The following is a 13,685-nucleotide window of genomic DNA, read 5'->3' on the forward strand; positions in this document are numbered from 1 at the left end:
CGAGGAGAATTCGCCTAGTGGCCTATGGCGCACGCTTGGAAAGCGTGTTGGGTGCAAGCCCTCGGGGGTTCGAATCCCCCATTCTCCGCCAGCAGTACCGAAGGGCGCGTCCAGCAGGACGCGCCCTTCGTCGTTCCCGGGTGGCGCACGTCCCCGTCGGCACGGCTCCCGACCGGCGCGGCCCCGGCTGCGGCCCCGGGTGCGGCCCGCGGAGTCCCCCACTCGCGGGACACGATCGCACCCCGCTCGGCCCGTCCTGGCCGGGAAACGCCCAACGGGGGTGGAACGGGCTGTCCTCCGCCCCCGCTTCGCCCTATCCTGTGCAGACGGACGACCCCGGGACGGGTCGGACGCGGTGCAGCGGGCGGCAGGGGCGTCGCCCGCGGGGTGGCAGATCGGTCTGCCCGTGCGCCCGAGGGGTGAGGAGACCCAGGTGGGGGAAGCGACGGTGTCAGCTGCCGGGCGTCTGCGGACGCCGGTCCACGACGTGGTCCTCCGCCCGCGGCGCTCCCTCGTCCGGTCGACCGTCCTCAGCGTGGTCTGCTCCGCCGTCCCCCTCGCCGTCGCGCTCGTCTGGGCCTCGCTGCCGGAGCGCTGGTGGGTCCTCGTCGCCGGGCTCGTCGTCGCCGTCGCCGTGCTGGTCGGGGTCCTCTTCGTCCGACTCGGTCAGGCCTTCCTCGGCATCGACGCCGACGTCGTCGCCCTGAACGCGGTCCTCACCCCGAACCGTCGCATCGCCCGCGAGCGGATCGACCGGCTCGTCGTCACCCCGACGTACGGCGCGTCGCCCGACCGCACCACGCGTGAGCTCCTCGCGTTCGACGCCGACGGCACGCACCTCTTCCGGCTGCGCGGCGACGTCTGGGGCGACGACGCCCTCGACCGCGTGGTCGAGGTGCTGGGCGTGCCGGTCGAGCACGAGCGCCGACCGGTCCACGTCCGCGAGGCCACCCGTCGCTGGCCCACGAGCCGCACCTGGTACGAGCGCCGCGGGGGCGTGCTCGCGGTGGGTGCGGCGACCGCGTGCATCGTCGCCGGCCTGCTCGCCGTCGAGACCGTCGGCCTCCTGACCCGCTGAGACCGGCCGGGGCGACGCGCGGCACCGGGCCGGCAGCAGCTCAGCGGCGGCGGCGGAGCGTCGAGAAGATGCCCCGGACGACCTCCTTCGCGATGGTCTGCCCGAGGCCGTTCCCGAGCAGTCCGCCGAGCGGGTCGTCCGCAGTGCGCCCGGCCGAGCGCGACGTCCGTGTCGACGTCGATCGCGACCGGCGACCCGCCGCTGCCCGCTCCGCGCGTTCGAACTCGCGTTGCGTCCGCTCGTACTCCGCCTGTGCGGCCTTCTGCTCGCGCTCGTCCCGCGCAGCCTGCGCGGCCGCCTCCTTCGCCGCCGCGGTGGCGGCGCGGGCAGCCTCCTGCTCGGCGTCCGCCTGCGCCTGCGCTGCGGCGGCGTCCGCGGCGGCGGACTCCATGCGGGCGGCCAGGAGCTCTCGCGCCGACTCGGGGTCGACGGTGGTGCCGTACCGGGCGAGGAGCGGGGACGAGGCGACCAGCGCCTCCAGGACGTCCGACGGCAGCGCGTCCATCGATCCCTGCGGCGCGCGCAGACGGGTCCACGCCACCGGCGTGGGTGCGCCGTCCTCGTTCATCACCGTCACGACCGCCTCGCCGGTCGCCAGCGAGGTCAGGACCTCCCCCAGGTCGTAGTCACTCGTCGGGTACGTCGACACGGTCGCCCGCAGCGCCTTCGCGTCGTCCGGCGTGTGGGCACGGAGCTGGTGCTGCACCCGCGAGCCGAGCTGTGCGAGCACGTCGTCGGGCAGGTCCTTCGGCGTCTGCGTGACGAACACGATGCCGACACCCTTCGAACGGATGAGCCGCACGGTGCGGACGACCTGCTCGCGGAAGTCCTTCGACGACCCCGAGAAGAGCAGGTGTGCCTCGTCGAAGAAGAACACGAGCGCCGGCCGGTCGGTGTCGCCGACCTCGGGGAGTTCGTTGAACAGGTCGGCGAGCAGCCACATCAGGAACGTCGAGAACACCTCGGGCCGGTCCTGCGCGCCCGGCACCTCGAGCAGGCTCACGATCCCGCGGCCGTCCGGGGCGGTGCGCAGGAACGCACGGGTGTCGATCTCGGGTGCCCCGAAGAAGCGGTCCGCACCCTGGTCGGCGAAGGTCACCAGCTCGCGCAGGATCACACCGGCGGTCTGCTTCGACAACCCGCCGAGCTCCGCGAGCTCCGCCTTGCCCTGGTCGCTCACCAGGTGGGTCAGCACGGCGCGCAGGTCCGACAGGTCGACGAGCGGCAGCCCGGCGCGTTCGGCGTGGTGGAACACCAGCCCGAGCGAGGACTCCTGCGTCGCGTTGAGCCCGAGCACCTTGGCCAGCAGGAGCGGACCGAACCCGGAGACGGTCGCCCGGATCGGCACACCGGTGCCCTGCCCGCCGAGGGAGTAGAACTCCACCGCACTCGCGACGCCGCGCCAGTCCTGACCGATCGCCTCGGTGCGGGCGAGGAGCTTCTCGTCCGGCTGCCCGGCCACGGCGAGTCCGGACAGGTCGCCCTTGACGTCGGCCGCGAACACCGGGACGCCGTTCGCGGCGATCTGCTCCGCGAGCAACTGGAGCGTGCGGGTCTTGCCCGTGCCGGTGGCACCGGCCACGAGGCCGTGCCGGTTGAGCATGCCGAGCGGGATCCGGACCTGGACGTCGGGCAGCGGGCGGCCGTTGACGAGGGCACCGAGCTCCAGGGCGGTGCCCTCGACGGCGTACCCGGTGCGGATCGCGTCGACGGCCTCCGGCCCGAGGGGGCCGGACTGCGGTGCGCTCGGCGGTGTGGTCGACGCGGTCGTCGCCTCCGGCGCGGTGGTCGCGTCGAGCGGCGCGCGGCCCGGAGGCTCGGTGGCCGTCCCCGGTGTCGTCCCGCCTGCGGCCGTGCTCGCGTCGGGCGCCCCGGTCGCCTCCGGTACCGCGCTCGCGTCGGCCGCGCGGCTGAGCGCCGCCGCGAGCTCCTCGGCCCGACGAGCCGCCTCGTCCGCCAGCCGCCGTGCCTCCTCGGCCGCCGCCTGCGCCGCTGCTGCCGCTGCCCGTGCCTGCTCCACCGCGTCGGTCATGTCCGCAGCCTACGGACGCGTCGACCCTCCGGTCCGCTCGTCGTGACGACGTCCGGCTGTGCGACGTGTCAGTGCGAGAGCGCCGGCACGGTCCGCGGCCGGACGACCACCCAGAGCACGACGACGGCGACCGCCGCCGTGCATGCCATGACGCTCGCCATGGGTGTCGCCGCGGTGATGCCGAGCCACCCGACGATCGGCGAGACGAGCCCGGCGACCCCGAAGTTCAGTGCGCCGAGGAGCGACGCGGCGGTGCCGGCCTCCTTCCCGTGCGCGGCGAGACCGATCACCTGGACGAGCGGGAACGTGAACCCGCAGGCCGCGATGAAGAACCACAGCGGTACGAGGACCCCGACCAGGCCCGCACCGAGCTGGTCGAGCACGACGATCGCGACGGCGGACACGAACAGCGTCGCCGTCGAGCAGGCGAGGATCCACTGCGGGCCGACCCGCTGCGCCAGGCGCGAGGACACCTGCACGCCGACGACGACGCCGATCGAGTTCACGGCGAAGAGCAGGCCGTACTGCTGCGCGTCGAGGCCGTAGACCGTCTGGAACAGGAACGGCGACGCCGACAGGTACGAGAAGAGCCCGCTGAAGACCATCGCCCCGATGAGCGCGACGCCGACGAAGATCCGGTCGGAGAGCAGGGCCTTGTAGCGCTGCCCGATCGTCGAGTGGCCGGCCTCCTTCCGCCGAGCCGGCGGCAGGGTCTCGACGATGAGCAGGGACGACGCGATGACGACGGCTGCGCCGTAGCACGCGAGGAACACGAAGACGCCGCGCCAGCTGACGAACTGCAGCATCTGCGAGCCGATCAGCGGCGCGAGGATCGGCGCGAGGCCGTTCACCATCGCCAGGCGCGAGAGCATCCGGACGAGGGGCTTGCCGCCGAACAGGTCGCGCACGGTTGCCATCGCGACGACACCGCCGGCCGCGGCCCCCATGCCCTGCAGGACGCGGAAGAGCGCGAGCACCTCGACGTTCGGCGCGAGCGCTGCGCCGACCGACGCCGCGACGTGCACCGAGGTCGCGATGATGAGCGGCAGACGCCGGCCGACCTTGTCGCTCCAGGGCCCGACGAGCAGCTGCCCGACCGCGAACCCGAGCGTGGTCGCGGTGAGCGTGAGCTGCACCGCACCCTCGCTGATGCCGAACTCGCGCTCGAGCGACGGGAACGCCGGCAGGTACAGGTCGATGGTGAACGGCCCGAGCGCGGTGAGCGCGCCGAGCACGAAGACGTAGACGAGGCGCTGCCGCCGGGTGAGCGAGTCACCGGGGTGCAGCACGACGCGGAGCGAACCGGTGGTTGCGGGCGCGGTCACGAGCGGTCCTTCACAGGGGGTCGGGTGCAGGAGAGACGGGATCGGGGCCGGTCGCCGTCGACGTGGTGGACGTCAGGACCGACCGAGCAGGACCGGGGCGGATCGACTCGAATCGATTCGGCCCCGGAACCATCCTACGGGCTGCGTGAGCGCTCTCGCGACGCCCCGACCGCAACGCGCCCGTCACACTGCGCTCCTCGTCCAGTCCGCGCGGTCGCCGTGCGGTAACGTCGGACTGCTCGACAGCCGCCTCGTGCGGACGGAACGAAGAGGGGGTGGTGTCGTGGTCGACGCCCGGATCGTGCACACCACGGCAGCACTGCGCGAGGCGGTCCTCCGGCTCGCAGCCGACCGCCCGGTCTCCGCCATCACGGTCGCCGACGTCACGCGCGCAGCCGGCATCAACCGCGCCACGTTCTACTCGCACGCCGTCTCCCCCGGATCGCTCCTGGCCGACGTGCTGACGCCCGAGCTCGACCGCATCCGCGAGGAGGACGTCGAGGCCCGCCGGGCCGCCTCTGCCCGCGGGGCCGGCGAGGACGAGCTCGCCGCCATCACGCGCCGGGGCATCGACGCCGTCGTCGAGCACGTCGTGGCCCACCGCGACATCTACGCCCGCGGGTTGCCGGACACCGAGGACGCCTCCCTCCACCGCCTGCTCGTCCAGCACTTCACGGTGTCGAGCGCGCAGCACATCCGCGAGCTCGACCCCGCGTCACGCCCGCCCCTGCTCGACGACGTCGCAGCCGGGTTCGTGGCGCAGGGCTTCGTCGGCGCGATCGAGGCGTGGCTGGCCGGACCCCGACGCTCCCGGAGGTCCCTGGTCGAGACGATCACCCTGTCGTTCCCGGCCTGGTGGCACTGAGCCGAGCCGGCACGCGGCCCCGATCCAGGCCCCGGCCCCGCGCCCGGTCGCACTGATCGCGACGGTTCGCCGGCCCGGGTCCCGACGTCAGTCCCCGGCGCCGCTGCGCCCGCGGCGGTCCCCCGTGTCCGGCTGCTCGCCGCGCTGCAGCGACCGGACGACCTCGACCGCCGCCCGGGCGGTCGTCCCGGCATCCGCTGCCGCCGGCACGCGGTGGTCGGCGGAGACACCGTCACCGCCGGTCCCGCTCGCCGGGACCGACGCGCCGACCGACACCACGACCACACCGGCGTCGTGCGCCGTCTGCACCGCCTCCGCGAGCGCGTCGGCGTCCACGGCGTGCACGAGCAGCGCCTTCGCTCCACCGCGGACGAGCGCGTCGACGGCACGGGCCTGCTCGGCCGCGGCACCGGAGGACGGCACCACCCGGACGTCCGGCGAGAACCCGGCACGGTCGAGCCCGCGCTCGAGGTCCGCGGCGAGCGCGTCGTCCCCGGGCGCGAGCACCGCGCCGACCACGGCGTCGTCGGCGAACCCGCCGTCGGAGCTGGTGAGGTCGGTGCTGCGGACCGGGGTCGGCGCAGCGGTCGTCGGTCCCTGGCACCCGGTCAGGGCGAGGGACGCCGCCACGAGGACGGCGACGACGACGGTGCGCACCCGGTGACCTCCGCTCGATCCGGTGCCCCACGCTACCGCGGGGCGGGTCACTCGGCGCCGGGGGTCGGCGGTGCGGGCACGGGACCGAGGCGCCGGACCGCGACGATCCCGACGAGTGCGATCGCGGTCATCGCGACGAAGACGAGCGGGAACGACCAGTCGCCGTCGGCTCCCCCGCTGCCGACGAAGAGCAGGCCCGTGACGGCGAGGCCGACCACGCTGCCCGAGGCGTCGGCGATCGTCAGGGCCGAGCTCGCGAACCCGTCGTCGCCCTCGCCCGAGAAGCGGAGCGTCAGCATCGACAGCCGCGGGTACATCGCGCCCATGCCCGCGCCGCCGACGAACCACCCGGCCACGAGCAGCCACCACGGCAACCCCCACACCGCGACGGCGAGCGCGACGAGCAGGCTGACGAGGATGAGCGTGAGTCCGGCGCCGAAGGTCCGCGCCGTGGTGAGCCGCTGCTCCCCGAGCCGACCGTGCACCCAGCTCGCCCCGGCCCAGCTCAGGGCGGCCACGGTGAGCGCGAGCCCCGCCGCCGAGGCGCTGAGGCCGTGCCGTGCCTGCAGCAGGAAGGGCACGTAGGCCTCGCTGCCGAAGAACGCCGCCGCGACCAGGCCGCGCAACAGCACCACGGACGGCAGGCCCGCGGCCGCCCGGAAGGTCCCGGCCGGCAGGAGGGGCCGCAGCGCCGCCCAGGCGCCGACGACCCCGATGACGACGGCCACGACCCGTGCCCACGGACCGAGGTCCGGCGCGACGTTGAGCAGCAGGATCGCGAGCGCCGCCGCGACCGACCACGCGATGCGCCCCGCCTGCCACGGGGGTCGGCGCTCGACCGGCGGCGCGTGCAGGCGTGCCAGCGTCGGGACGAGGAGGGCGAACGCGACGACCGCGATGACGAGGGCGCCGGCGAAGACCCAGTGCCACCCCCACACCTCCGTCACGACCCCGGCGAGCGCCGGGCCGACGAGTGCCGGGACGACCCAGGCCGCGGCGAACCCGGCGAAGACCGGACCGTGCAGCTCGGCGGGGAAGATGCGGGCGACGAGCACGTAGAGCACGACGTCGATCGCACCGGCTCCGAAGCCCTCGACCAGGCGACCGGCCAGGAAGACCTCCATCGTCGGCGCGGTCATCACGACGGCCGTCCCGACGGCGAAGAAGAGCGCCGACACCCAGGCGACGACGCGGCCGCCCGAGCGGTCCGTCCAGGTCCCCGCGAGCACCATCCCGGGCACGCCGGCGGCGAGCGGGGCCGCGAACGCGAGCGCGTAGAGCGTCTGCCCGTCGAGGTCGCGGCTGATCTCCGGCATCACCGTCGTCATCGCGAGGTTCTGGAACGCGGCCACCCCGACGATGGCGACCATCCCCAGGGTCGCGAGCGCGTAGCGCCCGCTGAGGATCCCCGACCTCGTCGCCACACTGCTCACCGGGCCAGCCTAGGGGCGCGCACCGACGATCCGTCAGGTCCTGATGACGGACGGGAGGCTCCCCACCGGTCCGGTGGGGAGCCTCCCGTCCGTCACGTCTGCGTCAGCAGGCCGCGGTCACCGGGACAGTGCCTGCAGCACGTCCGCGACCAGGTCGCCCTGGTCCTCGATGCCGACCGACAGGCGGACGACGTTCTCCGGGACGGCGAGCTCGGTGCCCTTGACCGACGCGTGCGTCATCTCGCTCGGGTACCCGATGAGCGACTCGACGCCGCCCAGGGACTCCGCGAGCGTGAAGACCTCGGTGGACTCGACGAAGCGCTTCGCCGCCTCGGGTCCGCCGGACAGGGCCACCGAGAGCATGCCGCCGAAGCCGCGCATCTGCTTCGCGGCGACCTCGTGTCCGGGGTGGTCGGCGAGACCGGGGTAGTACACCCGCTCGACGCCGGGCGCCGAGACGAGCGCCTCCGCCACGGCCTGCGCGTTCGACGAGTGCCGCTCCATCCGGACCGGCAGCGTCTTGATCCCCCGGGTCGTCAGGAAGGCGTCGAACGGCGACGCGATCGCGCCCGCGCCGAACTGCAGGAAACCGACCTGGTCCGCGAACTCGCGGTCCCGCAGGACGACCGCGCCGCCGACGACGTCGGAGTGCCCGCCGAGGTACTTCGTGGTCGAGTACGACACGGCGTCGGCGCCGAGCGACAGCGGCTGCTGCAGGTACGGCGACGCGAACGTGTTGTCGACGACGACCAGGGCGCCTGCGGCGTGACCGACCTCGGAGAGGAGCGCGATGTCCGCGATCTTCATGAGCGGGTTCGTCGGGGTCTCCACCCACAGCACCGTCTTCGCCGGGGCGCCCTCGAGTGCTGCACGGACCCGGTCGACGTCGCTCATGTCGACGACCACGAGCTCCACGCCCCACGGCACGTGCAGGCGGTTCACCAGACGGTGCGTCCCGCCGTACACGTCGTTGCCCATCACGACGCGGGCGCCGGGCTCGAGGTAGGCGCGGAGCAGGGCGTCCTCGGCCGCCAGGCCCGATGCGAACGAGTACGCCGCGACGCCGCCGTCGAGGTCGGCGAGCAGGGTCTGCAGCGCGTCGCGCGTGGGGTTGCCGCCGCGGGAGTACTCGTAGCCGTTCCGCATGTTCCCGACACCGTCCTGCACGTAGGTGCTCGTGACGTGGATGGGCGGGATGACGGCACCGGTCGTGGCGTCGGGGTCCTGGCCGGCGTGGACGGCGCGGGTGGCGAACTCGGTCATGCGCTGGGGTTCCTCGTGGGGTCGGGGTGGGGTCGGTGCGGGCGAGCGCTCGCTGTCGGTGCGGGCGGGCGCTCGGTGTCGGTGCGGGCGGGCGGGCGCTCGGTGTGGGCGAGCGCCCGGTGTCACTCGGAGAGCGACGTGAGCAGGTCGTGCCGGGTCAGGACGGTGACGGGCTTGCCGTCGTCGACGACGAGCAGCGCGTCGACCGTCTCGAGCGCCCGGCGGGCTGCGGACAGCGATTCACCGATGCCGATGAGGGGCAGTGGCTCACCGACGAAGCCGCTCACCGCGTCGGTCATCGCGGCGGTGCCCGTGAAGACCTGCTCGAGCAGGTCCTTCTCGGCGACCGCACCGACGACCTCGCCGATCACGACGGGCGGTTCGGCGCTCAGCACGGGCATCTGCGAGACGCCGTACGTGGACATGATCTCCACCACGTCGCGCACGGTGTCGGACGGGTGTGCGTGCACGAGGTCGGGCAGTCGGCCGTCCTTGCCGGCGACGACGGAGCCGACCGTGCGGGCGTCGTCGGTCTCGGCGAAGCCGTAGGAGCGCATCCACCGGTCGTTGAAGATCTTGCCGAGGTAGCCACGGCCGCCGTCGGGCAGCAGCACCACGACCACGTCGTCCTCGGTCAGGTCGCGTGCGGCCCGCAGCGCCGCGACGACGGCCATGCCGCTCGACCCGCCGACGAGCAGCCCTTCCTCGCGCGCCAGCCGTCGGGTCATCGCGAAGGACTCGGCGTCGGTGACGGCGAGGATCTCGTCGGGGACGCCGGCGTCGTACGCGCCGGGCCAGAAGTCCTCGCCGACGCCCTCGACCAGGTACGGCCGACCGGTGCCGCCCGAGTAGACGGAGCCCTCGGGGTCGGCGCCGACGATCCGGACGCGTCCGTCGGAGGCCTCCTTCAGGAAGCGGCCGGTGCCCGAGATGGTGCCACCGGTGCCGACGCCGGCGACGAAGTGCGTGAGCCGACCGTCGGTGTCGCGCCAGATCTCCGGACCGGTCGTCTCGTAGTGGCTCCGGGGACCGTTCGGGTTCGCGTACTGGTTCGGCTTGTAGGCGCCGGGGATCTCCCGCACCAGGCGGTCGGACACCGAGTAGTAGGACTCGGGGTGCTCCGGCGGGACCGCCGTCGGCGTCACGACGATCTCGGCGCCGTAGGCCGTGAGCACGTTGCGCTTGTCCTCGCCGACCTTGTCCGGCAGCACGAAGACACAGCGGTACCCGCGCTGCTGGGCGACGAGCGCGAGGCCGACACCGGTGTTGCCGGAGGTCGGCTCGACGATGGTGCCGCCGGGTCGCAGCTCGCCGGACGCCTCGGCCGCGTCGATGATCCGCGTGGCGATGCGGTCCTTCGACGAGCCGCCCGGGTTGAGGTACTCCACCTTCACCAGGACGGTCGCCCGGATCCCCTCGGTGACACGGTTCAGTCGGACGAGCGGGGTGTCACCGACCAGGTCGACGACGGAGTTCGCGTAACGCACGCGGCCGAGTCTAGGTGGCCGGCTCGGCCGTCGGCTGGGTTGCGACGAACGATGTCGACGTCTGGTCCTGCTGGTGGAACAGCGAGGCGTAGACACCGCCGCGCGCGAGCAGTTCGTCGTGGTCGCCCCGCTCGACGATCCGCCCGTGGTCGAGCACGAAGATGACGTCGGCCTCGCGGATCGTGGACAACCGGTGCGCGATGGCGATGGTGGTGCGCCCGGCTGCCGCGGTGTCGAGCGCGGTCTGCACGACGTGCTCGGAGATCGAGTCGAGCGCGCTCGTGGCCTCGTCGAGCACCAGGACGGGTGGGTCCTTCAGCAGCACGCGGGCGATGGCGATGCGCTGCTTCTCGCCGCCGGACAGTCGGTAGCCCCGCTCCCCCACGACGGTGTCGTACCCGTCCGGGAACGAGGCGATGGTCTCGTGGATGTTCGCCGCGCGTGCGGCGCGCTCGAGCTCCTCGTCGGTCGCGTCCGGCTTCGCGTACCGCAGGTTGTCGCCGATGGAGGCGTGGAACAGGTACGTCTCCTGGCTCACGATGCCGACGTGGCGCATCAGGTCCTCGTGCTCCAGGTCGCGCACGTCGGCTCCGGCGAAGCGCACGGTGCCCGAGGACGCCTCGTACAGTCGTGGCACCAGGTACGAGATGGTCGTCTTCCCCGCACCCGACGGCCCGACGAACGCGGCGAACTGCCCGGGCTCGAGCTCGAACGAGACCCCGCGGAGCGTCGGCTTGTCCGGTTCGCCGTCCGGGTAGGTGAAGGAGACGTCCTCGAACGCGACGTGCCCCACGCGCGACGCGTCGACACGCTGCGCGTCGGGGGCGTCGGTGATCGCCGGGCGCAGGTCGAAGTACTCGAAGATCCGCGCGAACAGCGCGCCGGACGTCTGCAGGTCGAGCACGACGCGGAGCAGTCCGACGGTCGGGAAGAGCAGGCGCGACTGCACCGTGGTGAACGCGACGATCGTGCCGGCCGTGATCGGGACGTCGCCGACGATCAGGAGGGCCGCGACCACGTAGATGACCGCGGGGATGATCGACAGGAAGACCTGGACGATGGCGAAGAACCACTGCCCGGACATCTGCTGCCGGACCTGCAGCTGGATCTGGTTGCGGTTCTCGTCCCCGTAGCGCCGGGTCTCGCTGCGCTGCTGGGTGAAGCTCTTGGCGAGCAGGATGCCGGAGACGCTCAGCGCTTCCTGGGTGATCGCGGTCATGTCCGACAGCGACTCCTGCGTCTGCGCGGCGATCCGGGCGCGGACCTGGCCGACCCGGCGCTGGGCGATGACGAGCAGCGGCAGGAGCACGACCGCCACCAGGGTCATCTGCCAGCTGAGCAGCAGCATCGCCACGACCGCCGCGATGACCGTGACGGTGTTGCCGAGCACCGACGAGATCGTGTTGTTGAGGACGCTCGCGACGCCGCCGACGTCGTTCTGCAGGCGCGACTGGATCACGCCCGTCTTCGTCCTCGTGAAGAACGCGAGCTCCATCCGCTGCAGGTGCGCGAACAACCGCATGCGCATGGCACCCATGACCTCGTTGCCCACCGTCGCCGTCAGGTACGTCTGCCAGATCCCGACGCCGGCGCTCGCGATCCAGAGCGCGATCATCGCGCCGACGAGCTCGAGGAGCACGGGCAGGTCCGGGCGACCCGAGGGCGGGAAGAGCCCCCGGTCGAACGCCTGCTGGGTGAGGAGCGGCGGGATCACCGAGAGTGCCGCACCGACGAGCACGAGCACGACGGTCACCACGATCGCGCGGCGGTGCGGCACGAACAGTCCCGCGATGCGCCGGAGCAGGTGCGGGATCCGTGGCGCCTCGGCGTTGGCGGCCCGCTGCGCGGCGGCGTCGCCGCTCGAGATCCGCCCGCCACCGCGGGGCCCACCCCCGCGCATCCCGTGGCCCATGCTCATGGCACCAACGTATCCCCGGCGGCGGACACGGGCTGCGGGCTCCGCCGTGGGCGTATTTGACCCCGTTCAGGGGCCGTGCGACCATCGTCCGTCCCCTTCCCCGCGCCGATCACGAGGTCCCATGACGTCCGCGCCCTCCCGCCCCACGTCCCTCCGTCACCAGCTCGCTCGCCGGAAGCCGATCGAGCAGCTGCAGGCCGAGGCCGCGGCGGGCGTCGACGGCGAGCCGCTCCGCCGCTCGCTCGGCGTCTGGCACCTGACGATGATCAGCGTCGGGGCGACGCTCGGCACCGGCATCCTCGTCGTGCTCGGGACGGCCGTGCCGCTCGCCGGTCCGGCCGTCTGGATCTCGTTCGTGCTCGCGGGCGTGGCCGCACTGCTCTCCGCGCTGTCGTACGCCGAGATGGCCGGCGCCGTGCCGACCTCGGGGTCGAGCTACTCGTACACCTACGCCACGATGGGCGAGGGCATCGCGTGGGTCTGCGGCTGGTGCCTCGTGCTCGAGTACGCGGTCTCGGTCGCCGCGGTCGCGGTCGGCGCCAGCGAGTACGTCGACGAGACCCTGCGCGTCTTCGGGCTGCACCTGCCGGCCGCGATCGCCGCTCCCCCCGGCGACGGTGGTGTGGTGAACCTGCCCGCGGCGGTGCTCGTCCTCCTCGCGATGGCCGTGCTGCTGCCCGGTGCCCGCGAGAGCGCCTGGGTGAACACGCTCATGGTCGTGGTCAAGATCGCCCTGCTCGTGTTCTTCGTGGTCGTCGCGTTCACGGCCTTCTCGTCCCAGAACTTCGCGCCCCTCGCGCCGATGGGGGCCGCCGGTGTGACCGCTGCCGCGTCGCGGTTGTTCTTCTCCTACATCGGCTTCGACGCCGCATCGACCGCGGGCGAGGAGGCGAAGGACCCCCGCCGCGACCTGCCCCGCGCGATCATCGGGTCCATCGTGATCGTCACGACGCTGTACATCCTGGTCGCGATCGCCGCGATCGGTGCCCGCCCGTGGACGTCGTTCTCGTCCGACGAGGCCTCGCTCGTCCGCATCGTGGTCGACGTCACCGGGCAGCCGGTCGTCGCGCTCGTCTTCTCGATCGGCGCGGTGATCGCCATCGCGAGCGTGGTGCTCACGGTGCTCTACGGCCAGACCCGCATCCTGCTGACCATGGCGCGCGACGGCATGGTGCCGCCGGTGTTCGGTCGGGTCTCGCCCCGGACGGGCACCCCCGTGCCGAACACGCTCATCGTGGGTGTGGTCGTCGCCGTCGGCGCAGCGCTCGTCCCCCTCGGCGAGCTGGCCGACGCGACGAGCATCGGCACCCTGGTGGCCTTCGCCCTCGTCAACGTCTCCGTGATCGTGCTCCGACGCACCCGCCCGGAGCTCGAGCGGTCGTACCGGGTCCCGCTGTTCCCGGTCGTCCCGGTCCTCGGCACGCTCTGCTGCGTGCTCCTCGCGGTCTTCCTCGGCGCCGGCACCTGGATCGCGTTCGGCCTGTGGATGCTCGCCGGCGCGGTGCTCTACCTGGCCTACGGCCGCCGCCGCAGCACCCTGCGCTGACGCGCCCGCGCCCGGCCGCGCCGCGCCGCGCCTGCGACCGCGCCCGCGCCCGCGCCCCGAGACTCGGCCCCGCGGACACTT

Annotated in this window: 10 protein-coding genes and 1 tRNA gene; 4 read left to right on the forward strand and 7 right to left on the reverse strand. The window is 73.3% G+C overall.

What is annotated here, in order from left to right; translation table 11 throughout:
• Positions 1 to 3 precede the first annotated feature (3 nt).
• Together M3677_RS00885 and M3677_RS00890 are read left to right on the forward strand one after the other, a co-directional pair.
• A tRNA-Ser gene (locus M3677_RS00885) sits at positions 4 to 91 on the forward strand.
• Between the two features lie 342 nt (positions 92 to 433).
• Complete coding sequence (locus M3677_RS00890; RefSeq protein WP_251159564.1) at positions 434 to 1,078, forward strand: hypothetical protein; 645 nt, start codon at positions 434 to 436, stop codon at positions 1,076 to 1,078.
• A 40-nt stretch (positions 1,079 to 1,118) separates the two neighbouring features.
• Here M3677_RS00890 and M3677_RS00895 read toward each other — a convergent pair whose 3' ends face one another.
• Together M3677_RS00895 and M3677_RS00900 are read right to left on the reverse strand one after the other, a co-directional pair.
• Positions 1,119 to 3,110 (reverse strand): helicase HerA-like domain-containing protein, encoded by a 1,992-nt coding sequence (locus M3677_RS00895; protein ID WP_251159565.1) that lies wholly within the window; start codon positions 3,108 to 3,110, stop codon positions 1,119 to 1,121.
• A 68-nt stretch (positions 3,111 to 3,178) separates the two neighbouring features.
• On the reverse strand, positions 3,179 to 4,435 hold the full coding sequence (locus M3677_RS00900) for a multidrug effflux MFS transporter (protein ID WP_200884101.1): 1,257 nt from the start codon (positions 4,433 to 4,435) through the stop codon (positions 3,179 to 3,181).
• Between the two features lie 283 nt (positions 4,436 to 4,718).
• Here M3677_RS00900 and M3677_RS00905 point away from each other — a divergent pair, with 283 nt between their 5' ends.
• Positions 4,719 to 5,300 (forward strand): TetR/AcrR family transcriptional regulator, encoded by a 582-nt coding sequence (locus M3677_RS00905; protein WP_251154626.1) that lies wholly within the window; start codon positions 4,719 to 4,721, stop codon positions 5,298 to 5,300.
• A gap of 87 nt (positions 5,301 to 5,387) precedes the next feature.
• Here the strand turns inward: M3677_RS00905 and M3677_RS00910 are convergent, their stop codons facing one another.
• From M3677_RS00910 to M3677_RS00930, 5 genes are all read right to left on the reverse strand, one after another.
• A complete protein-coding gene (locus tag M3677_RS00910; protein WP_066655196.1) occupies positions 5,388 to 5,957 on the reverse strand; it encodes a substrate-binding domain-containing protein in 570 nt (189 codons plus the stop codon).
• A 47-nt stretch (positions 5,958 to 6,004) separates the two neighbouring features.
• Complete coding sequence (locus tag M3677_RS00915; protein ID WP_251159566.1) at positions 6,005 to 7,390, reverse strand: MFS transporter; 1,386 nt, start codon at positions 7,388 to 7,390, stop codon at positions 6,005 to 6,007.
• Between the two features lie 117 nt (positions 7,391 to 7,507).
• Positions 7,508 to 8,653, reverse strand: coding sequence for a cystathionine gamma-synthase (locus M3677_RS00920; RefSeq protein WP_066655198.1), 1,146 nt, complete (start codon positions 8,651 to 8,653; stop codon positions 7,508 to 7,510).
• 122 nt (positions 8,654 to 8,775) lie between these two features.
• A complete protein-coding gene (locus M3677_RS00925; protein ID WP_251159567.1) occupies positions 8,776 to 10,140 on the reverse strand; it encodes a cystathionine beta-synthase in 1,365 nt (454 codons plus the stop codon).
• A 10-nt stretch (positions 10,141 to 10,150) separates the two neighbouring features.
• On the reverse strand, positions 10,151 to 12,052 hold the full coding sequence (locus M3677_RS00930; protein WP_066658440.1) for an ABC transporter ATP-binding protein: 1,902 nt from the start codon (positions 12,050 to 12,052) through the stop codon (positions 10,151 to 10,153).
• 127 nt (positions 12,053 to 12,179) lie between these two features.
• On the opposite strand from M3677_RS00930, the gene M3677_RS00935 reads away from it, so the two are divergent.
• Positions 12,180 to 13,604, forward strand: coding sequence for an APC family permease (locus M3677_RS00935; RefSeq protein WP_209685069.1), 1,425 nt, complete (start codon positions 12,180 to 12,182; stop codon positions 13,602 to 13,604).
• Positions 13,605 to 13,685: the final 81 nt, after the last annotated feature.

This window comes from Curtobacterium sp. P97, assembly GCF_023712445.1.
Lineage (GTDB): Bacteria > Actinomycetota > Actinomycetes > Actinomycetales > Microbacteriaceae > Curtobacterium.